This window comes from Shewanella sp. TB7-MNA-CIBAN-0143 (assembly GCF_040310065.1).
GTDB lineage: Bacteria > Pseudomonadota > Gammaproteobacteria > Enterobacterales > Shewanellaceae > Shewanella.
In genome coordinates, this window is the sequence record NZ_JBEOPL010000005.1 from 1 (window position 1) to 21475 (window position 21475).

The 21475-nt window shown below is 42.3% G+C and carries 11 protein-coding genes and 4 tRNA genes; 8 read left to right on the plus strand and 7 right to left on the minus strand.

Going from position 1 to position 21475, the window contains the following annotated elements; translation table 11 throughout:
- The 4 genes from AAEY97_RS05450 to AAEY97_RS05465 form a co-directional block, all read right to left on the minus strand.
- Positions 1-76 (minus strand) — tRNA-Asn (locus AAEY97_RS05450).
- Between the two features lie 29 nt (positions 77-105).
- Positions 106-181 (minus strand) — tRNA-Asn (locus AAEY97_RS05455).
- Between the two features lie 23 nt (positions 182-204).
- Positions 205-280 (minus strand) — tRNA-Asn (locus AAEY97_RS05460).
- A 33-nt stretch (positions 281-313) separates the two neighbouring features.
- Positions 314-389, minus strand: a tRNA-Asn gene (locus AAEY97_RS05465).
- Positions 390-2037: 1648 nt separating this feature from the next.
- On the opposite strand from AAEY97_RS05465, the gene uvrB reads away from it, so the two are divergent.
- Positions 2038-4059, plus strand: coding sequence for an excinuclease ABC subunit UvrB (uvrB, locus tag AAEY97_RS05470; RefSeq protein WP_192115015.1), 2022 nt, complete (start codon positions 2038-2040; stop codon positions 4057-4059).
- Between the two features lie 103 nt (positions 4060-4162).
- Here the strand turns inward: uvrB and AAEY97_RS05475 are convergent, their stop codons facing one another.
- On the minus strand, positions 4163-5779 hold the full coding sequence (locus AAEY97_RS05475) for a methyl-accepting chemotaxis protein (RefSeq protein ID WP_350997121.1): 1617 nt from the start codon (positions 5777-5779) through the stop codon (positions 4163-4165).
- Between the two features lie 241 nt (positions 5780-6020).
- Positions 6021-7421: an asparagine--tRNA ligase gene (gene asnS / locus AAEY97_RS05480; protein ID WP_101087044.1), complete on the minus strand. Its 1401-nt coding sequence runs from the start codon at positions 7419-7421 to the stop codon at positions 6021-6023.
- Positions 7422-7602: 181 nt separating this feature from the next.
- Between asnS and AAEY97_RS05485 the strand changes: the two genes are divergently transcribed.
- Positions 7603-7938 (plus strand): hypothetical protein, encoded by a 336-nt coding sequence (locus AAEY97_RS05485; protein ID WP_011637624.1) that lies wholly within the window; start codon positions 7603-7605, stop codon positions 7936-7938.
- Between the two features lie 81 nt (positions 7939-8019).
- On the opposite strand, the gene AAEY97_RS05490 is transcribed toward AAEY97_RS05485, so the two are convergent.
- Positions 8020-8595, minus strand: a complete 576-nt coding sequence (locus tag AAEY97_RS05490) for a CoA pyrophosphatase (protein WP_335692015.1) — start codon at positions 8593-8595, stop codon at positions 8020-8022.
- A gap of 540 nt (positions 8596-9135) precedes the next feature.
- Here AAEY97_RS05490 and malQ point away from each other — a divergent pair.
- The 6 genes from malQ (at position 9136) to AAEY97_RS05520 (ending at position 21450) form a co-directional block, all read left to right on the plus strand.
- Entirely contained in the window at positions 9136-11358 is a 2223-nt protein-coding gene (gene malQ, locus AAEY97_RS05495; RefSeq protein WP_350997124.1) for a 4-alpha-glucanotransferase, read from the plus strand.
- Between the two features lie 37 nt (positions 11359-11395).
- Complete coding sequence (glgB, locus tag AAEY97_RS05500; RefSeq protein WP_350997127.1) at positions 11396-13651, plus strand: 1,4-alpha-glucan branching protein GlgB; 2256 nt, start codon at positions 11396-11398, stop codon at positions 13649-13651.
- A gap of 48 nt (positions 13652-13699) precedes the next feature.
- The gene (gene glgX, locus AAEY97_RS05505; RefSeq protein WP_502959434.1) at positions 13700-15793 is read left to right on the plus strand and encodes a glycogen debranching protein GlgX; all 2094 of its coding nucleotides are present in this window, start codon (positions 13700-13702) and stop codon (positions 15791-15793) included.
- The gene (locus AAEY97_RS05510; RefSeq protein ID WP_350997130.1) at positions 15793-18351 is read left to right on the plus strand and encodes a glycogen/starch/alpha-glucan phosphorylase; all 2559 of its coding nucleotides are present in this window, start codon (positions 15793-15795) and stop codon (positions 18349-18351) included. Before glgX ends, AAEY97_RS05510 begins: the two co-directional genes overlap by 1 nt.
- A gap of 99 nt (positions 18352-18450) precedes the next feature.
- Positions 18451-19713: a glucose-1-phosphate adenylyltransferase gene (gene glgC / locus AAEY97_RS05515; RefSeq protein WP_101087050.1), complete on the plus strand. Its 1263-nt coding sequence runs from the start codon at positions 18451-18453 to the stop codon at positions 19711-19713.
- A 9-nt stretch (positions 19714-19722) separates the two neighbouring features.
- On the plus strand, positions 19723-21450 hold the full coding sequence (locus tag AAEY97_RS05520; RefSeq protein WP_350997133.1) for a glycogen synthase: 1728 nt from the start codon (positions 19723-19725) through the stop codon (positions 21448-21450).
- Positions 21451-21475 lie beyond the last annotated feature (25 nt).

Consider the following 21475-nt stretch of genomic DNA (forward strand, 5'->3'; position numbering starts at 1 on the left):
TGGCTCCCCAAACTGGACTCGAACCAGTGACATACGGATTAACAGTCCGCCGTTCTACCAACTGAACTATTGGGGAAGCGTATTATTTCAAATGTGTTATCTCGATGGCTCCCCAAACTGGACTTGAACCAGTGACATACGGATTAACAGTCCGCCGTTCTACCAACTGAACTATTGGGGAATTATTTCGATAACAGTAAACGATGGCTCCCCAAACTGGACTCGAACCAGTGACATACGGATTAACAGTCCGCCGTTCTACCAACTGAACTATTGGGGAATTACGCTTACATCTCAACTCTGCATACTAAATTGGCTCCCCAGACTGGACTCGAACCAGTGACATACGGATTAACAGTCCGCCGTTCTACCAACTGAACTACTGGGGAAGCGTTTTTAGCAATGTATTGCTGAGAACGGAGCGCATAGTAAAACGCTCTGGTAACTGAGTCAACTCGAGTTATAAAAAAAAACGCATTTATGTGACTAATTGGTTACCAAACACACATCGTGAACGACTTTTGGGCATTTGTGTCGATTTTTAAACAATGAAAACAAAATGAATCACTTACTCTCAACATTCATTTCCACGATTATAAAGACAATATTTTTGTATACATCATGTTTTTGATGTCTATCGTTGTGTTTTTTCGGCTATCTCGTCGGTGTGGCTTTATGGCGGAACTGAAAACCGTGTTGATATAAGTGCAATTCGAGATACAGAGATTGTATAGATCGGTAAAAACGGATTTATGGCAAGTCAGCAATATCAAACTTACTATTTTTTGTACTCATTAAGCAGATTTGACATGTGAAAAGGGGGCTTATTGCAAGTCAATGTCACTTTAAGCAAACTGAATGTCACTTTAAGCAAACTGATAGTGCAAATTTTGTGATGTGATAATTCTTTATTATCCTAAATTAAGGTTGATCTTATGAGATTGAGTTATGAGATTGAGTTATGAGATTAAGTTATGAGATTAAGTTATGAGATTAAGTTATGTTTTTATCGACAGCTTCTTGAGTCAAAGTATGTTAATGATATTTAACTCAGCAAAGCATCGATACATAGCGCGCACAAGCTTTTAAACCGAGTAATACATTGTTGTACATTGTTGTTTTTAGCCGTTGAGATTACCCAGCTATCACCAGTGGCATTATAGCTATATTGTCGACACCTTGATGAGTTCTATAGTGCAGTTATCACTAAATACTAAGACGTGGCTGAAAATAATCAATTTGAGTATGGCTAATATTCACCAGCCATAGCTTGGGCTGAGTCAACCATGTTTAGCGATACGAGGGAGGTGATATTTGTTGAATGTGTACTAGCGTAAGCGCTCACTGATCGCAATGTTGATCGGTGTTCAAGGCGTTGCTAATATATGAGGCGACTACAAATTTAAAACAGCAACTGAACTATTGTCGCTATCTTTCGTATTAATGTGCAAATGTAATTAAATTTCATCACAATTTTCTTACGTTTTTATGAAACTCACTTGCTCGCTACCCCGCAGTAGTATTGGGCTTTTGTGACTTATCCACTAAATCTGTGGATAAACTTGTGGACTTCTACTGTAAATAAGCGGCTAACCCTTGTTGCGCTTGAGTCGGACTTAAATTGGTACAAATATTTAGCGATAAGTTAAGTTGTTTTTAATCAAACAGATACAAAAATCAACAACTTTATTTTTTCACTGTTCTGTCAATTGCAAAATTGTAATCTCTTTGAATAGTAGATTGTGTATTAAATTGTGCTTTAAGCTCGATTTTTAGCGCATTTGTGGCCTTAAATACTGATCGAATCGATTTGTTTATAACTTTCATATTACGATCATTATGCTGTCATATTGAAGAACCAAGTGACAGAGAATGATCTGCATGAAACACACCAATATTAAATAATATTCTGCAATTTTTCCTTCAATATAGTTACTGCCTCAAGTAAAAACACCAGAGGTTTAGTACTATTATGTATCGCCATTAACCTGTGTTTAGGTATATGATAATTGGTTCAATAGAATAGGAAACCATGTTGTGTCAGAGTCAGTATTTTCCCTAGAGTCCAAATTCGAACCCGCCGGCGATCAACCTACAGCAATAAAAAAATTAGTAGATGGCTTAGAGTCTGGCGTTGCTAGTCAAACGTTATTAGGCGTAACAGGGTCAGGTAAAACCTATACTATCGCGAATGTGATTAAGCAAATGGGCAGGCCAACCATTATTATGGCGCCTAACAAAACACTTGCCGCGCAACTCTATGGCGAAATGAAAGAGTTTTTTCCACATAATGCGGTTGAATATTTTGTTTCTTATTATGATTACTATCAACCAGAAGCTTATGTACCCGCTTCTAATACCTTTATTGAAAAAGATGCATCGGTGAATGCCCACATCGAGCAAATGCGTTTATCGGCCACTAAAGCGTTATTAGAGCGTAAAGATGTGGTGCTTATTGCCTCTGTGTCAGCCATATATGGTTTAGGCGATCCTGATTCTTATATGAAGATGTTATTGCATTTGCGTCAAGGCGATTTTATGGGCCAACGTGACATCCTCATTCGGCTCAGTGAATTACAATACAAACGCAATGACATTGAGTTACAACGCGGGACATATCGAGTTCGCGGTGAAGTGATAGATATTTTTCCAGCAGAATCTGAACGCGAAGCCATTCGAATAGAATTATTTGACGACGAAATAGAACGCTTAAGTGAGTTTGATCCCTTGACCGGACAGATTAACAAACGAATAGCGCGTGCCACCATTTATCCCAAAACGCATTATGTGACACCAAGAGAGAAAATTTTAGCGGCAACTGAAGATATTAAAGAAGAACTCAGAGAACGTCGTCAATATCTACTCGATAACAATAAATTGATTGAAGCTCAGCGGATCACTGAGCGAGTTCAATACGACATAGAAATGATGGTCGAGCTAGGATATTGCTCCGGGATTGAAAACTACTCTCGATATTTATCAGGCAGATCGCCTGGAGAAGGTCCACCAACATTATTAGATTATTTACCTGCAGATGGTCTACTGATTATTGATGAGTCACATGTGACGGTACCGCAAATTGGCGCTATGTACAAAGGTGATAGAAGCAGGAAAATGAACTTAGTAGAGTATGGATTTCGATTACCATCAGCACTAGATAATCGGCCGTTAATGTTTGAAGAGTTTGAACGATTAATGCCGCAAACCATTTTTGTTTCAGCAACACCCAGTTTATATGAGCTTGAAAAAAGTACCGGCGAGATAGCAGAGCAGGTTGTAAGGCCAACCGGATTACTCGATCCTGTATTGGAAGTTCGGCCTGTGGGCATTCAAGTTGACGATCTTTTGTCTGAGATCCACAAACGCGTGGCGGTTAATGAGCGTGTGCTGGTGACCACATTAACTAAACGGATGTCTGAAGATCTGAGTGAATACCTTGACGAGCATGGGGTTAAAGTTCGTTATTTACATTCGGACATTGATACCGTTGAACGAGTTGAAATTATTCGTGATTTACGCTTGGGACGTTTTGACGTACTGATTGGCATTAACTTATTACGTGAAGGGCTAGATCTGCCTGAAGTGTCATTAGTGTGCATTTTAGATGCAGACAAAGAAGGCTTTTTACGTTCAGAGAGATCACTTATTCAGACTATCGGCCGTGCTGCTCGTAACGTTAACGGTAAAGTCATTCTATATGCGGACCGAATAACCAACTCAATGGCTAAAGCCATGGGGGAAACAGAGCGTCGCCGTGAAAAGCAACACCTACATAACCTTAAACTCGGTATTGTGCCTCGTGGTGTAGTGAAGAGTATTACCGATGTAATGGATGTAGGTGACACTAACTTCAGTAAAGGTACTCGTAAAAATCACTCTAAATTTGCTGAAGTGGCAGAAGAGCGAGCGAAATACACCAGTATTGCCGATTTGAGTCATCAAATTGATAAATTGGAAAAACAAATGCATGAACACGCTAAGAACCTAGAGTTTGAACAAGCTGCTGCCGTGCGTGATGACGTCAAACATTTACGTGACCTGATCATTGTAAACAGTTAATTTACTGAAAAATATAATTTTAGGTGAAAATAGATAGCCAGTTTATCAATGAAAATATGAAAAACTGGCTGAGAATGTTCTCTAAATGACATTGTAGCGTCAGTTAATTGATTTTAAATTGACCAATTTGAGCTCTTAACTGTTGTGATAACTGACCAACTTGGATACTGGCAGTATTTGATTGCTGGGCATTGGTCACTGTCAAACGAGCTTCATCGCTAATATTGACAATATTACGATTAATTTCATCGCTTACTGCAGTTTGTTCTTCTGCTGCGGTCGCTATTTGAGTCGCCATATTGGCTATTGTCGCCACAGACTGAGTAATTTTGCTCAGCGCATCACCAGCTTGCGCCGCTTGCTCCGTACTGTTAATGGCTTGCTCTCGACTCGATGCCATTACTGTCACGGCTCCTTTTACGCCTGATTGTAATTGGCCAATCATTTGCTGAATTTGGTTAGTCGAATCTTGAGTTCGTTTTGCTAGGGTGCGTACTTCATCAGCGACAACAGCAAAACCTCGTCCTTGCTCTCCTGCACGCGCAGCCTCAATAGCAGCATTCAGAGCCAGTAAGTTGGTTTGATCTGCAATTCCTCGAATGACTTCTAAGATAGTGCCAATATTATCGGTATCTTTTTGCAATTGATAGAGTGCATTAGCGGCTTGTTCAACCCCTTTAGCAAGATGATCAATCGAAGTAATCGTTTTCTTGACAATGTTGTCACCATGCAGTGCTTGTGCATCAGATTCTTGAGCTGCTTGAGCGGCTAACTCTGCATTATTAGCAACTTCAATGACGGTGGCTTGCATTTGATTCATAGCGGTAGCGACTTGTTCAGTTTCACTTTGTAGTCGCTGCATCCCACTCAACGTTTCGTTACTAGCCGAAGTTAATTGGTCGCTTGCTGTACCTAATTGTTGGGTATTATGATTAAAGTCAGTAATTAATTCGCCAATATTACCAACAAACGCATTAAAACTGGCGGCAACTTTGGCAATTTCATCATCACTGCTATCATCTAACCTTGCGGTTAAATCTTTGGCGCCAGAGGCCACATTGCGCATTGAATCATCAAGTTTTTTAAGTGGTGTTAAAATACGTTGGTATAGCACTATCATAATGATCACTATAAACAATCCTATGCCAATGCTTCCCCATAATTGCACTCTAGCAGCGGTAGTGGTTGCCCTGAGCGTTTCATTAACGGTGAGTATAAATTGCTGATCGAGTTTTTGAGCCAATAGATCTAAGTTATCAGCTAAATCGCCAGCCGCATCATCAAAACCACCAGCGCTTTTCATTAATAAATTGCCGGCATCAGTTCCTTGAGTCAAATAGGCATCAGCCATTTTTATGCCTGAATCATGTAATGAATTAACTTGGCGTTTAATGTTTTGTGCCTGAACGGTAAATTCAGGAGCATATTGAATCAATTTTTCAATATGTTCTAGGGCGCTTTGCTTACTTTCGAGTGCTTCTGATTTTGCTTCATCACTTTTTGTTGCACCGACATCAGTTAGAAATTGCTGTATTTGCACGACAAAATAACGAGTATCTTTTAAGGCAAATATGGCATTAACTTGTTGTTCTTCATGTTTAACATTTACATGTATACGTGATTGCTGAACACTCATAACCCAAGCTAATAGTGTCAACGCAGTTAACGTTAGCATAATGGTAATTTGGAGCATTCTCTTAATTGAGAACTTTATATTCATAGAAATACCTTTGACTTAATAAGTGCTACAGCTTGCAATATGTATAGAATAACGTGTCATATAATATGTGTCATTTTCATTGCATTGTTATCAGATCTCTCTCTAATAAATCTATGGATTTAGTCAGTTTGAACACTATAAATTAAAATACTGATACTGATATATCCTAAAAACCATATGGTAAAGCTAATAAAAAACGCGCCAAATGGCGCGTTTATGTCATTTCATATTATCGAGATAATTAGAAACTGGCTGAACGTGGGGCGCGTGGGAATGGAATAACATCACGAATGTTGTTAACGCCAGTAACATACGACACTAAACGCTCGAAACCTAAACCAAAACCTGAATGAGGTACGGTGCCATAACGACGTAGGTCACGATACCACCAGTAATCTTCTTGGCTTAAATCCATTTCAGCTAAACGCATATCAAGCACGTCTAAACGCTCTTCACGCTGTGCACCACCGATAATCTCACCAATACCTGGTGCTAATACGTCCATTGCTGCAACAGTCTTGCCATCATCGTTTAAGCGCATATAGAAAGCTTTAATGTCTTTCGGGTAGTTCTTAACGACAACAGGCGCTTTAAAATGCTCTTCAGCTAAGTAGCGTTCGTGCTCAGATTGTAAATCAATACCCCATTCAACTGCGAATTCAAACTTCTTACCACAGTTTTTAAGGATTTCAACCGCATCAGTGTAATCCACTTGAGCAAAATCACTGCTAACGAATGCTTGTAAACGTTCGATAACGGTTTTATCAACACGTTCGTTAAAGAAGTTTAAATCATCCATGCGTTCTTCAAGCACTGCGCTAAACGCGAATTTAAGCATTCTTTCCGCTAACTCAGCCGCATCATCTAACGTTGCGAATGCCACTTCAGGCTCAACCATCCAGAATTCTGCAAGGTGGCGAGTGGTATTTGAGTTTTCAGCACGGAACGTTGGGCCAAAAGTATATACTTTCGATAACGCACAAGCATAAGTTTCAGCGTTTAACTGACCCGACACGGTTAAAAATGATTCTTTACCGAAAAAATCTTTATCGTAATCGACTTTACCGTCAGCTGTGCGAGGTAGATTTTCCATGTCTAAGGTCGACACGCGGAACATTTCGCCCGCACCTTCGCAATCAGAAGCGGTAATTAACGGGGTAGATACCCAGATAAAACCTTCTTGATGATAGAAGCGGTGAATCGCTTGCGATAAACAGTTACGTACACGGGCTACTGCACCAATAATGTTAGTACGTGGGCGTAGATGGGCAAGTTCACGTAAATGCTCAATAGAGTGGCGTTTGGCCGACATTGGGTAAGTATCTGGATCGTCTACAAAACCCGTAACCACTATTTCAGTGACTTGTAATTCAAATGCTTGACCAGCGCCAGGAGAGGCAACTACTTCACCCGTCATTACGACAGAGCAGCCAGCAGTCAATTTCAATACATCGTCATTGTAATTGGCTAGGCTATTAGGCAAGACACCTTGAATAGGGTCGAAACATGAACCGTCATACACGGCCAAGAAAGAGATACCCGCTTTTGAATCACGACGAGTTCTTACCCAGCCACGGACAGTGACTTGCGAACCAACGGCGTGTTCACCTTTAAATACAGAAGCGACAGATGCAATGCTCATTGTTGCTTTATTCTCCAACGTATAGAATATAAATATAAAATTGGGGTTTATCTTACCTTGCTGGTGGCTTTTCTCAAGCTGAAAACGCTATTCTAGGGTGATTAATGTGATACTTTTGAGTATGTCGGTTAAATATATGGCTAATTAGCCTTTATATTCTCTCGTAAACCAAGGAAAGGCCATGTCTCGTTTAGGAATTATACAGGTTGTATTGACCGTTTTGTCGTTATTAGGCTGGAGCTTAGCCATTTATGCATTGATTATTTTTGGCGAAGCCAGACCTGATCGTGCGGTAGGTTATTTTTTGAGTAAAGGCGCATCGGTACGATTAAACTGGGACCCTGAGTTAACCATTAAATTAGAATACTTAATATGGTGGTGTGCTGGGGTCAGCTTTTTGAATTTGCTGGTAAACTTTTATGCAAAAGCCACCACTCGAATTGGTTTTTGGGTCAATATTCCATTGTTGTTTTTGGTATCACTCGCAGCAGGTTTGTATATTCGTTACGTGGTGTAAAATAACGCTGATGATGCTTGGAACAATAGTTCTAAGCTAATCAACCATCAATTGGCTTTTTACGTCATGCGCCTACAGTGATTAGTTATCTGCTATATGGTGGCACAGTAAATCTATGATGGCTGCCGTTACCCCCCAAATAAATTTGTCTTCAAATGGCATAAAATGCACTTGATAATGTGCGCCGTGGCGATAATGAAACATTTTATGACGGTTACTGCGCTCAATAAAAAAATTCAATGGTACTGAGAAACAATCATCCACTTCACCGGGGTCGAGTACCAGTTCAAATGGCTGCTTTACTATTGCCACGACAGGGGTGATCTCGAAACCGGTAAAGGTTTTATGAGCTGGAAACACACCTAAAATATCAACATTATCTGCCAATAAGCCAATTTCTTCGTGAGCTTCGCGCAGCGCGGTGTGGATGGCATTAATATCATTTGGCTCAACTTTGCCGCCAGGAAAGCTAATTTGCCCAGGATGGTGACGTAAATGCATCGGACGTCGGGTTAAAATAATATGTAATTGTTGCTCTATTTCGATTACAGGGATTAATACCGCGGCTTCGCGGCCAAGGTACGACGGGGGCGCAGAAGCAATTGTCGAACGCAAACAATGTAAGTTGTAGCGCAAAGTGAATTCGTGTTTATTCATTTATTACGTGTGTATCCTGTTAATGACAAGGGATGTTGTGATCTGGAATCAACCCTGCGTGGTACTTTGGAACGAAGAGATTATCACCCCACCGCTGACAATAGCGATACAGCTAGCATAACAGAAGTATTAATTGGCTATTCTATTTCAGTAACAAGCATCACTGTTAACCGTGGCGTTATAAGGCTTAAACATCTACATAGGGTAATTGAGTCAGAGCAGTTTTAAGACTTAAGCTATTGGCAATACAAAATCATAATAGCAATGATATCAACTGCCTCTTTTTAAGGCGCTTCCACTTGAAATCCATAGATAATATGCACTGATTTGATTGTTGTGCACTATTTTTGTGCAAAAAACAAACTTAAAACAAGCGTATTAAACGAGCAATACAATCTTAACCTTTCTTTAGTAACTATATGATTTTTAATGAATAGCCATTGTCATCTTACTGCAATTAATCTGTCGTCAATTTGTTATGATGAACTGGCATGGTAACTGCTGGAATTAATGCAGTTAATTATCGCGAGGAAGACAAATATGGGACTAGAGAAGTTGCTATATTTGCAAGGCGTTGGGGCAGAGTTTATCGATTGTTTCGGTAATCTTGTTCACATACCTGCTAAGGACAGGCAGGGCATTTTAACCACAATGTTGTTGCAATCGTCGTTTGATCAACATGAGCACCTTCATGGTATGAATAAGCCTGGCCAGCAACTATTCGATGTACAGGCTTTTACTCAGCAGCATTTATCACCACCAAAGATAGACGCCAGAATAGAGCAACTCGATGTACAGCCTTGGTTGGTACCGCTACATGGTTTTCAGTGGTGTACTATTGATAAGCCTCATGTTGATGTCTATCTGCCAGAGCATTATTCATCTGAGTTTGTGGTGACCATCAGCGGTGAAAATATTGACACAATTTCGGTGAATGCCGATGTGAGTGATTGTGTTATTGCTGGCGAATATCATATTAATGATCAACGTTATTGCCAATATCGTTTAATGCTTGATAAAGCTAAATTACATTTAGGTTATCACCAACTCGATTTAGCGTTTATTAACGATCCTCAGCATAAAGATACCTTACATGGACAGTTGATGGTTGCACCGTCTACGGCTTATCAAGGTCGCTTAGTGCAACCACTTAACAGCAGTAAGCAATCTTGGGGGCTTAATGCGCAACTGTATGCATTGCGTAATGATGCGCAATGGGGCATTGGTGATTTTGGCAATTTAGCTGAGCTTATTGAGTATGCTGCCCATGCTGGTGCTGATTTTATTCTTCTCAATCCATTACATGCAGTAGACATAAGCCAGCCAGATAACCCCAGTCCATACAGTCCAACAGACCGCCGTCGGTTAAACCCCTTGTACATACAAATTGAAGCCGTTCATGAATATAAAGCCCTTAATGGGGAGTTATCATCACAAAAATGGCAGCAAAAAAGGTTAGTACTAAATCAAGCACATCTTATTAATTACGATGAGGTGCACAGTCTTAAATACGCAGCATTCGAGAAAATGTATCAAATATTTTGTTCTCACCACATCAAGCTAGAAACCCCAAGATACAAGGCCTATAAAGAGTTTGTTGTACAAGATGAAGCTGCGTTGATGCAGTTTGTTACCGTCGAAGTGGAATTAGCATCTAAATACTTCACTCAAGATGTTGGCTTTTATATGTATTTGCAATTTGTCGCCGATGAACAATTACAAGCTTGCCAGTTGAATGCAAAACAATGCGGTATGAGTATTGGGCTTATTCGTGATTTGGCCGTAGGTGCGGTGAGTCATGGCGCTGAAATTAGTGCCAATGCAGATTTGTTTTGTGATAACGCCAGTATCGGCGCACCACCAGATCCTTTTGCTGAGCAAGGCCAAAATTGGGGCTTAACCCCATTCGACCCCGTGAAATTAAAGCAGCATAATTTTAGCCATTTCATCCAATTGGTTCGCAGTAATATGCAAAGCTGCGGCGCGCTGAGAATTGATCATGTTATGGGATTACTACGTTTGTGGTGGTGGCCTCTGCATGAAGAACTTGGTAAAGGTTGCTATGTATATTATCCGCTGGACACCTTGCTCGCCATTGTTTGTTTAGAAAGCCAGCGTGCTCGTTGCATCGTGATTGGCGAAGATTTAGGCATAGTACCACCAGAGATTGTGTCGTGTTTACACCAAGCGGGCATTTTATCAAATGAATTATTTTATTTCTGTAAAGACCATAATGGGTTTAAACCACCACAAGACTATAAACGTCAAAGCCTGATGATGTTGGCTAATCACGATGTACCGACACTTTCTGCGTGGTGGTTTGCTGCGGATTTACGCCTACGACGTCAACTTGAATTGATTGAAACCGATGACAAGTTACATCAGGTCATGGACCAGCGTCAGCAAGAAAAACAGCAATTGATTGACTTGCTTATCCGCGAACAAGCATTTGAGCTACCAACCCCCATGACATTAGCCGAACAATTAGATTTTGATAGTGTGTTGTTGGCTTGGATCCGCGTTGCTGCTAAGGGCAATGCACAACTATTTAGTGTGCAATTAAGTGATTTAGTCGCTGATAAACACGGGGTAAATATTCCCGGTACTTGGAAAGAGTTCCCTAATTGGCAACGCCGATTACCCCTGTCTATCAAACAAATGTCCCAAAGCCCTAAAGTGCAGCAACGTCTTGAAGCGATAGCATCGGCGCGAAAGTCCCGAACTCACGCCAGTGCAGTTAAAACAAGTGCAGTAAACACATAGTCATCCGATAAACTTGCTCATTAATGGATCATTAAATATGACAGTAGCGACCCCGTATTTTCAACAAGGTAGTGAAATGGCCTTATTAAATGGTGAGTACACCGATGTGTTTTCACTGCTTGGTATGCACAGTGTTAATGATGATAAAGCGCTGGTTGTTCGTTGCTTAATACCTGGTGCGCTCAGTGTTGATGTGTTGAATGCTAAAGATCGACGTAAAGTGGCGACGCTTGAGCAAGTGAATGAACAAGGTTTATTTGCCGGTAAAATGGGCCGCAGAGTTAACCATTTTGCTTATCTATTACGGGTGCAATATCCGTTGTGTGAGCAGCTTATCACCGACCCATATCAATTTGACAGTCTACTCGATCCTGACGATGTGTATTTATTTGGCGAAGGAAGCCAGCTGCAAACATACCATTTTCAAGGCGCTAATTGGCGTAAACATCACGATGTAAAAGGGGTTCATTTTTGTGTTTGGGCGCCAAATGCTAAGCAAGTTGCGGTGATTGGTGATTTTAATTTATGGGACAATAAGCGCCATGTGTTGCGTCATCATCCAGCCAGTGGGCTGTGGGATATTTTCATTGCCGAGGTTGAACCCGATCAGCACTATAAATATGCCATTAGCGATATGCATGGCAATCAAGTTATTAAGTCCGATCCTTATGCGGTCGCCATGCAACCGTCACCTCATAATGCGTCGAAAATACCTCGAGTAGAAGGCTATGACTGGCAAGATAGTCAATGGTTAACAGAACGGGCAAGTCATCAGCCACATGTACAACCTATGTCTATTTATGAGGTGCAATTAGCCTCATGGCGCCGCAACGGGGATGACGGCCAAGATTATACCGATTACTCGCAGTTGATAGCCGAGTTGGTGCCTTATATCAAAGAAATGGGCTTTACCCATTTACAGCTAATGCCAATCAGTGAATATCCGTTCGATGGCTCTTGGGGTTATCAACCCGTGGGATTATTTGCGCCGACGTATCGCTTTGGTGATGCCAATGGCCTTAAAGCTTTTATCGATGCATGCCACCAGCAAGGCATTGCGGTGTTACTCGATTGGGTGCCAGCTCATTTTCCTCGCGATCCTCACGGTTTGGTACGGTTTGACGGCAGTTGCTTATATGAACATGACGATCCCCGTAAAGGCGAACATCCGGATTGGGATACCTTAATTTATAACTATGGCCGCGCGGAAGTGCGCAGTTTTTTATACAGTAATGCGCATTACTGGCTAGATGAATTTCATTTTGATGGCTTACGCCTTGATGCTGTGTCGTCAATGCTCTATCTCGATTATAGCCGTACAGCGGATCAATGGATCCCCAATGAGTTTGGCGGTCGTGAAAACCTTGAGGCAATCAGCTTTCTGCAAGAATTAAACGCACGTATGTATCAGTGTTTTCCTGGTATTAACATGATTGCTGAAGAGTCCACCGCATGGCCAGGTGTGACACAAGCCACCAGTAATAATGGCTTAGGATTCGGCTTTAAGTGGAATATGGGCTGGATGAACGACACACTGCGTTATATCAGTTGCGATCCCCTTTTTAGGCGTTATCACCATGGAGAGCTCACTTTTAGCTTAGTTTATGCTTTTACCGAACAATTTATTTTGTCACTCAGTCATGATGAAGTGGTTCACGGTAAGGGCTCGTTACTGCATAAAATTCCTGGTGATGACTGGCAGAAGTTCGCCACATTACGCGCTTATTATGGCTTTATGTGGACCCATCCGGGCAAAAAACTGTTGTTTATGGGTAACGAGTTTGCCCAGCGCAACGAATGGAACCATAACCAGAGCCTCGACTGGCATTTATTAACCTATGCACCACATCAAGGTGTGCAAGATTGGGTGCGCGATCTCAATCAATGCTATCAACAATATCCTGCCTTATATCAACGTGATCATCATAGCGACGGTTTCCAATGGCTCGACTGCAACAATGCTGAAAATAACATTTTAGTATTTTGTCGTTTTGGCATGGATAAGCAACAACATGTCGTGATTGTGGTCAACATGTCTCCACAGGTTTATCACGATTTCAGAGTGGGTGTACCTGCGGAACAATGCTACAGCGAAATGCTCAACAGCGACCATCGCCACTATGGCGGCAGTCACGTCGTCAATGATAATCCCTGTGAAGTTCAAGCGACGCCATGGCAGGGCATGTCACACAGTATTGTCATTACAGTCCCTCCGTTAGGTTGCAGTATTTGGGCTCCAGAACTGGACGAACGAACTGGGCGAACCAGAAAGCTAGATGAGTCGACGGAATAAGTGGGTACAGACACTATGGTTTCAACTTTACAGGGGCATGTTATGGATATGACCAGCGGTTATCCTTATCCACTAGGGGCGACACTCGATGATAACGGGGTGAATTTTTCGTTGTTTTCGGCGCATGCTACTCAAGTCGTATTGTGTATCTTTGATGCCACTGGAGAAGTTGAGGTCGCGCAATACATCATGAGCGATCAAACTCGACAAATTTGGCACTGTCATCTTGCTGATGCACAAGCAGGGCTATTGTATGGTTATCGTGTCTTTGGCCCATATCAACCTCAATTAGGTCATCGCTTTAATCATCATAAATTGTTACTCGATCCCTATGCAAAAAAGCTGGTGGGCGAGGTGATATATCATCCTGCGCTTTATGGTTATGACATTGAAGCCAGGGACGAAGATTTGTCATTTGATACCCAAGATAGTGCGCCATATGTGCCTAAAGCACAGGTTATTGATTGCGGCTTTGTCAATGATATTCCAATTGAGCCGCTCAATATTAGCCTTGCGCGCAGCATTATATTTGAAACCCATATAAAAGGGTTTACCCAACAGCATCCCAAGGTCAGCAGCGAGCAACAAGGCACCTTTGCAGGTTTAGCGAGCCAACCTATCATCGATTATTTACAAAACTTAGGCATAACCTGTATAGAGCTATTACCCGTGCATGGTTTTTTTGATGAGCCATTTTTAATTGAAAAGGGCCTCAATAACTATTGGGGATATAACAGTATTGCTTTTATGGCGCCGCACAGCGCTTATTTGTCTGCATCGGATGACATTGCTGAATTTAGGCAGATGGTTTCTACACTTCATCGAGCAGGCATTGAAGTCATTTTGGATGTGGTATTTAACCATACTGCAGAAGGTAACCATTTAGGGCCAACGTATGGTTTCCGCGGGATCGACAATGCCAGTTACTACCGTTTATTACCCAATGATAAGCGTTTTAACATTAACGATACCGGTTGTGGTAACACCTTTAATCTTAATCATCCCCAAGTACTGATGCTGGTAATGGATTCGCTGCGCTATTGGGTTGAAGTGATGGGCGTGGATGGATTTAGATTTGATTTAGCCAGTTGCCTTGGACGAGAAGCCTATGGCTTTGACCCAGGAAGTGGATTTTTTGACGCCATCACTCAAGATCCTGTGCTGTGTAAAGTGAAATTGATTGCTGAGCCATGGGACATTGGACCTGGTGGTTATCAGTTAGGCAATTACCCTGTGGCATTCAGTGAATGGAATGACCGTTACCGTGATGCTATGCGCAAATTCTGGCGCGGTGACAGTGGTTTGTTACCTGAATTTGCTAAACGATTTCATGGTTCGAGTGACTTTTTTGAACATAACGGTCGCGGGCCAGCAGCCAGTATCAATTTTATCACCAGTCATGATGGTTTCAGTTTGCATGATGTAGTCAGTTATGACGATCGTCATAACTTGGCCAACGGTGAAGACAACCGCGATGGACATCAAGAAAACTGTAGCAGTAATTATGGCATAGAAGGCGAGTGCGACGATGTCGCCATCAATGCCATTCGCAACCGACAAAAGCGCAATTTATTAACGTGCTTGTTGCTATCTCAGGGGGTGCCGATGCTATTGGCTGGCGATGAATCTAGCCAAACTCAACAAGGTAATAACAATGCCTACTGCCAAGACAATCCGATTGGTTGGTTCGACTGGCAGCAAATAGATTGGTCGTTGGTGAATTTTACCGCTCAGTTGATCACCTTACGTAAACGCTTTCCGATGTTGTGTCATCAAGCATTTATTCATAAACCAGAAGCATTATTCGATAACGGTTTAGCGTGGTTTAACCGCCAAGGTGAAGCGATGACGAAATCACATTGGTGTGAACATCATACCCGCACCTTAAGCGTTATTTTAACCGGTAATTTAGGTGATGCCGATGTTGGCGCCGTTGCTGAAAGTACTGAAGCCTTATTGTTGATGATCAATGTCGATGAGTCCCCACATACCTTTACATTACCGCAATTGCCTCACTTTCGTTATTGGCATTGTTTATTGCATACCCAAGAAAGTGAGCCAGTGGTGGATGCCAGTCAGCAAGTCAATTTAATCAGCCGTAGTTTAATGTTATTTCATACCGAGTTTACAAGGAGCAATTGATGACCACAGCGAAAACTAACGCCAGTGCGACTAAACCGACTGCCCGTGCCAGTCGAGCTAAAGCTAACAGTAAGACCAGTAGTAAAACCAAAGTCGCAACACAAACCGCAGCAGACAATCAGCTCAGTTCTCATGCAGAGCCTTGTGAACCTTGCGACAGTTTAGCAGCCTCGTTAGCCAGACATATTCGTTATGGTTTATGTCGCGATGAACATGAGCAACATGAATTGTTTAATGCCGTGGCGCAAAGTGTTAAAGAGCAAATGCTGGATAACTGGCGTCAAACACGGATAAAAGATAATCAATACCAACAAAAACAAGTGGCTTACTTGTCGTTAGAGTTTTTGATGGGCCGAGCATTAGGTAATGCATTACTGAGTTTAGACATTACCGCCGATGCGCAACAAGTCATGACTGAATACGCGACTAGTTTAGAAGAGCTTGAGCAAGTTGAGCAAGATGCGGGCTTAGGCAATGGCGGGCTTGGACGACTTGCGGCGTGTTTCCTCGACAGTTGTGCCAGTTTAGATTTGTCGGTTACTGGTTACGGTATTCGTTATCAATATGGCATGTTTGTGCAAAAAATTGTCGATGGTTACCAAGTTGAGCGTCCGGACCGTTGGTTACGACACGGTAATCCATGGGAAGTCCGTATTGCCAATCGTATTGTGACAGTTCCCTTTTTTGGCCATACCGAAACCTATGTCGATAAACAAGGGCATCGACACCATGTGTGGGCGGAAACTCAAAATGTACTGGCCGTGCCTTATGACGTGCCGATCCCAGGATTTAAAAATGGCCGAATTAATACGCTGCGCTTGTGGAAGGCAGAAGCCAATGACGAGTTTGATTTAGCAGAGTTTAACGAAGGTGATTATGCTGAAGCCGTCGCGACGAAAAACCTAGCCGAACAAATCACCATGGTGTTGTACCCCAATGATTCGAGTGTTAACGGCAAAGAATTGCGGTTAAGACAACAGTACTTTTTGTCGTCTGCCAGCTTACAAGACTTGCTGGCCCGTTACGTCGGTCAATTTGGTGAAGACTTTAGCCAGTTTAGTACTCATAACGTGTTGCAACTTAATGATACTCACCCGAGCATTGCAGTACCTGAGTTAATGCGGTTGTTACTTGATCAATATGGCTTGAGTTGGGATACCGCTTGGGCGATCACTAGTGAATCTATGGCGTATACCAATCATACTTTATTGCCAGAAGCACTAGAGCGTTGGTCTGTGCCGATGATGAAAAATATGTTGCCGCGAATTGTCGAAATTATTTTCGAAATCAATGCACGTTATCTTGAACAAGTGGCTCATCATTGGCCCGCAGATATTCAAAAATTGGCCAACATGTCGATTATTGAAGAAGGCCCCGAGCAGCAAATACGGATGGCATATTTAGCGATTGTTGCCAGTTTTTCGGTTAATGGTGTGGCGGGGTTACATACTCAGTTGCTTAAAGAAGGGTTATTCAATGACTTCTATCAACTGTGGCCCCACAAATTTAATAACAAAACCAACGGTGTCACCCCTAGGCGTTGGCTCGCGTATTGTAATCCTAAGTTATCTGAGTTGATTTGCCGACGCTTAGGCGATGAGTGGATTAACGATTTATCACGTCTTACCGCGTTAAATGCTTTCACCAGTGACAAAGTATTTGTTAAGGAATGGGCGCAAATAAAACTCGAGAATAAACAAGTGTTAACCACTTTTGTGCATCAGCAATGTGGGATTGAATTTGACCCTCTGATGATGTTCGATGTGCAAGTAAAACGTATCCATGAATACAAGCGCCAATTATTGAATATTCTGCACGTTATTCATTTATATCGTCGAATTTTAAATGGCGATACTCAAGATATGGTTCCCCGTTGCGTATTAATTGGTGGCAAAGCTGCGCCAGGGTATGCCATGGCAAAACAAATCATTAAGTTAGCAAGCAATGTCGCTCATATGGTCAATTCTGATCCACTGGTGACGCCGTATTTACGTATGGCTTTCCTGCCTAACTATAACGTTAGTGCGATGGAAAAAATCTGTCCGGGTACCGACTTATCTGAGCAAATATCAACAGCAGGTAAAGAAGCTTCAGGTACAGGTAACATGAAATTCATGATGAATGGCGCTTTGACTATCGGCACATTAGATGGTGCCAATATTGAAATGCTTGAAGAAGTGGGTGATGAGAACTTTTTCTTATTTGGCTTAGATGCTAACCAAGTAAGCCAAGCCCGAATGAATTATCAACCTCAGCACATCGTTGAACATTCTAAAGCCCTTCATGGGGTGATGGACATGCTCAAAAGCGCTCATTTCAATTTGGTCGAACCGGGTATTTTCGACAACATTATTGCCTCGATTGTCGACCCTAACGACCAATGGATGACCGCTGCCGATTTTGACAGTTATTGCTTGGCACAAGAACAGGTGGCAAAAACCTATCTTGATCAAGATAGTTGGCAAAAAATGAGTATTAGAAACACCGCCGCAAGCGGGCGTTTTTCAAGCGACAACACTATAGCGGGTTACCGCGACGAAATCTGGATGAAAAAGTAATACAGGGATGGCGGTGTTATGCCGCTTAGTTAACAAGTAAGTCGTAGATCAATGCTAATTTATTGATGGCTATCTTTGATAGTCAAATGGAGTCTGCTTATGAGTAATGTTCGTTATATTAGTAATTTAACTCGTGATACCTATGCGCTTATTTTGGCGGGTGGTCGTGGTTCTCGGTTGTACGAATTAACCGACTGGCGCGCTAAACCGGCGTTATATTTTGGTGGTAAATTCAGGATTATTGATTTCCCATTATCGAATTGTATTAACTCTGGAATTCGTCGCGTGGGAGTGGTGACACAATATAAATCACACTCACTTATTCGGCATGTTACTCGTGGTTGGGGCCACTTTAAGAAGGAATTGGGTGAATCGGTTGAGATATTACCGGCGTCGCAACAAACATCAGGTAATTGGTATCAAGGTACCGCAGACGCCGTGTTTCAAAATATCGATATTATTCGCCATGAAATACCTAAATACGTGATGATTCTATCTGGCGATCATGTATACCGCATGGATTATGCCGGCTTGTTAGCCGCCCATGCAGAATCTGGTGCCGACATGACCGTGTGTTGTTTAGAAACGCCGATAGCCGAAGCTGCGGGGGCATTTGGGGTAATGGAAGTCGATAGCACTAATCGGGTGATTGGCTTTGAAGAAAAACCAGCTGAGCCTAAACCGACACCAAACGATCCGGAAATGTGTTTAGCCTCGATGGGCAATTATGTGTTTAATACCAAGTTTTTGTTCGATCAATTGAAAAAGGATTCGAACAACGAAAACTCAGACCGTGACTTTGGTAAAGACATCATTCCGGCAATCATAGAAAAGCATAATGTGTTCGCGTTTCCTTTTACTAGTGCAGTTCCAGACGAACCTGCTTATTGGCGCGATGTGGGTACCTTAGATTCATTTTTCCAAGCCAATATGGAGCTATTATCACCTACGCCGGCATTGAATTTGTATGATGCCAAATGGCCTATTTGGACCTATCAAGAACAATTACCTCCGGCTAAATTTGTGTTTGATGATGAAGATAGACGCGGTATGGCGGTTGATTCTATTGTGTCCGGTGGTTGTATTATCTCCGGCGCAAAAGTTAAACGCAGCGTGTTGTTTGATGAAGTGCGGGTATGTTCTTATTCGTCGGTAAAAGACTCGGTATTACTACCCGATGTGGTGGTATTAAAGAACTGTAAAATCCAAAATGCCATTTTAGATCGGGGTTGTATCATCCCAGAAGGCATGGTGATTGGTTATAATCAAGATCACGACAGGGCAAGAGGTTTTAGGGTATCCGAAAAAGGTATTACCTTAGTAACTCGTAAAATGTTGGGTTTACCTGTTGGTTACGAATAAGGACCGTAAATGACTCTTGTGAGTGTAAAGCGAGTACTGCTGGTGGCAGCAGAAAACGATGCACTGCACGGCGCTAAAGTAGGTGGCATGGCGGATGTTATCCGCGACTTGCCACCCGCATTAGGCCAATGCAGCGTGATAGCCGATGTCGCTATGCCTAATTATGGTTTTTTAGCTCAACAATATTGTGCCGCACATATGGCTGATATTGAAGTTGATTTTGCGGGTGAGCGTCATGTGGTATCTGTGTATCGGATGCCTAGGCCGCAAAACAAAGACGAAATGGTCGATATCGGTGAGCAAGATAATACTGGCGCCCAAATTTATCTATTCGATCATCCGCTGTTTAACCATCAAGGTCAGGTTTACTGTAATGGTTCAGCCGACAGACCGTTTGCCGAAGATGCGACCAAGTTTGCTTTGTTTTCATTGAGTGTTGCCACATGCCTTGTCAACAGGCTATTACCTCGTTTCGATGTGTTGCATCTGCATGATTGGCACACCGCAATGGTGGCGATGCTTCGCGGCTGCGTGGCGGAGTTCTCGGCATTGCAGGCGATGCCTTGTGTGTTCACTATCCATAATTTGGCTTTACAGGGGATCCGCCCCTTCAGCGGTGATGATTCATCGTTTGCCCATTGGTTTCCACAGTACATGGAAAAATTGAATGCAGTTGCAGATGTAAGCTTATTTGATCCACGTTACAACAATTGCATTAATCCAATGCGAATGGGCATAGTACTGAGTGATAAAGTGCACTTGGTGTCGCCCAGTTATGCCCGCGAAGTGTTAATGCCGTCGGATTATCATAAAGGCTTTTTTGGCGGTGAAGGATTAGAGCTAGATTTAGCCACTAAAGCGCTGCAAGGTAATGTCGTTGGGATCATTAATGGTTGTGTTTATGATGATAAGCCCCTAAATGATGTTGATCATCAAACAGGATATGCAGGGTTATTGCACCAAGCGGAAAACGCGATTATCAAATGGCAAGCAAAGGCCAATAATGTCAGTGTATTAGACACCATTGCGCTCACGCGAATGAGTCAGTATAAGCATGCTGTATTGGCGGAGCATCTGCGATCGTTAGAGGTAAATAGCCAAACGTTTGATGATGACAAACAACGGTTTTTACTGACATCAGTAGGTCGGTTAACTGAGCAAAAAGTGTTGATTTTGTTGCAACCGTATAGTGCAACGCAAATAGATAAAAGCCTTTCCTCAGCAAAAACAGTACTAGAAGCGGTACTTGAATCATTAAAGCGACAACAACCCAACGGGGTGTTTATGTTGCTTGGTAGTGGTGATCTGCATATTGCTAAGGTTCTGCAAGCTACAGCTGCGCGTTATGATAACTTTTTATTTTTACACGGTTATGATGAAGCATTGTCTGAGCAACTTTATCAATCGGGCAGTTTATTTTTAATGCCAAGCTCATTTGAGCCATGCGGAATAAGTCAAATGCTGGCAATGCGGGCAGGGCAACCTTGTTTGGTTCATGGCGTGGGTGGACTGAACGACACGATTACAGATAATGTCAGCGGCTGGGTGTTTAATGGTGAAACGCTAGCTGCACAAGGACAAGCCCTGGTTGAACGTGTTAATCAAGTTCTTGCGTTATATGGCAGCGATACTTGGCAACAGGTGAAGCATAATGCCGCCCAACAGCGATTTAGCTGGGACGATGTCGCGAAGCAATATCTAGCAAAGCTCTATGTAGCGAATGATAATGATCAGTAAACCACGTCAGTAAAAATGTCAGTAA

Bases quoted from the DNA above. Each gene is read 5' to 3' on its own strand.
- AAEY97_RS05475 (WP_350997121.1), bottom strand. From the start codon at position 5,779: ATGAATATAAAGTTCTCAATTAAGAGAATGCTCCAAATTACCATTATG.
- asnS (WP_101087044.1), bottom strand. From the start codon at position 7,421: ATGAGCATTGCATCTGTCGCTTCTGTATTTAAAGGTGAACACGCCGTT.
- AAEY97_RS05485 (WP_011637624.1), top strand. From the start codon at position 7,603: ATGTCTCGTTTAGGAATTATACAGGTTGTATTGACCGTTTTGTCGTTA.
- AAEY97_RS05490 (WP_335692015.1), bottom strand. From the start codon at position 8,595: ATGAATAAACACGAATTCACTTTGCGCTACAACTTACATTGTTTGCGT.
- malQ (WP_350997124.1), top strand. From the start codon at position 9,136: ATGGGACTAGAGAAGTTGCTATATTTGCAAGGCGTTGGGGCAGAGTTT.
- glgB (WP_350997127.1), top strand. From the start codon at position 11,396: ATGACAGTAGCGACCCCGTATTTTCAACAAGGTAGTGAAATGGCCTTA.
- glgX (WP_502959434.1), top strand. From the start codon at position 13,700: ATGACCAGCGGTTATCCTTATCCACTAGGGGCGACACTCGATGATAAC.
- AAEY97_RS05510 (WP_350997130.1), top strand. From the start codon at position 15,793: ATGACCACAGCGAAAACTAACGCCAGTGCGACTAAACCGACTGCCCGT.
- glgC (WP_101087050.1), top strand. From the start codon at position 18,451: ATGAGTAATGTTCGTTATATTAGTAATTTAACTCGTGATACCTATGCG.
- AAEY97_RS05520 (WP_350997133.1), top strand. From the start codon at position 19,723: ATGACTCTTGTGAGTGTAAAGCGAGTACTGCTGGTGGCAGCAGAAAAC.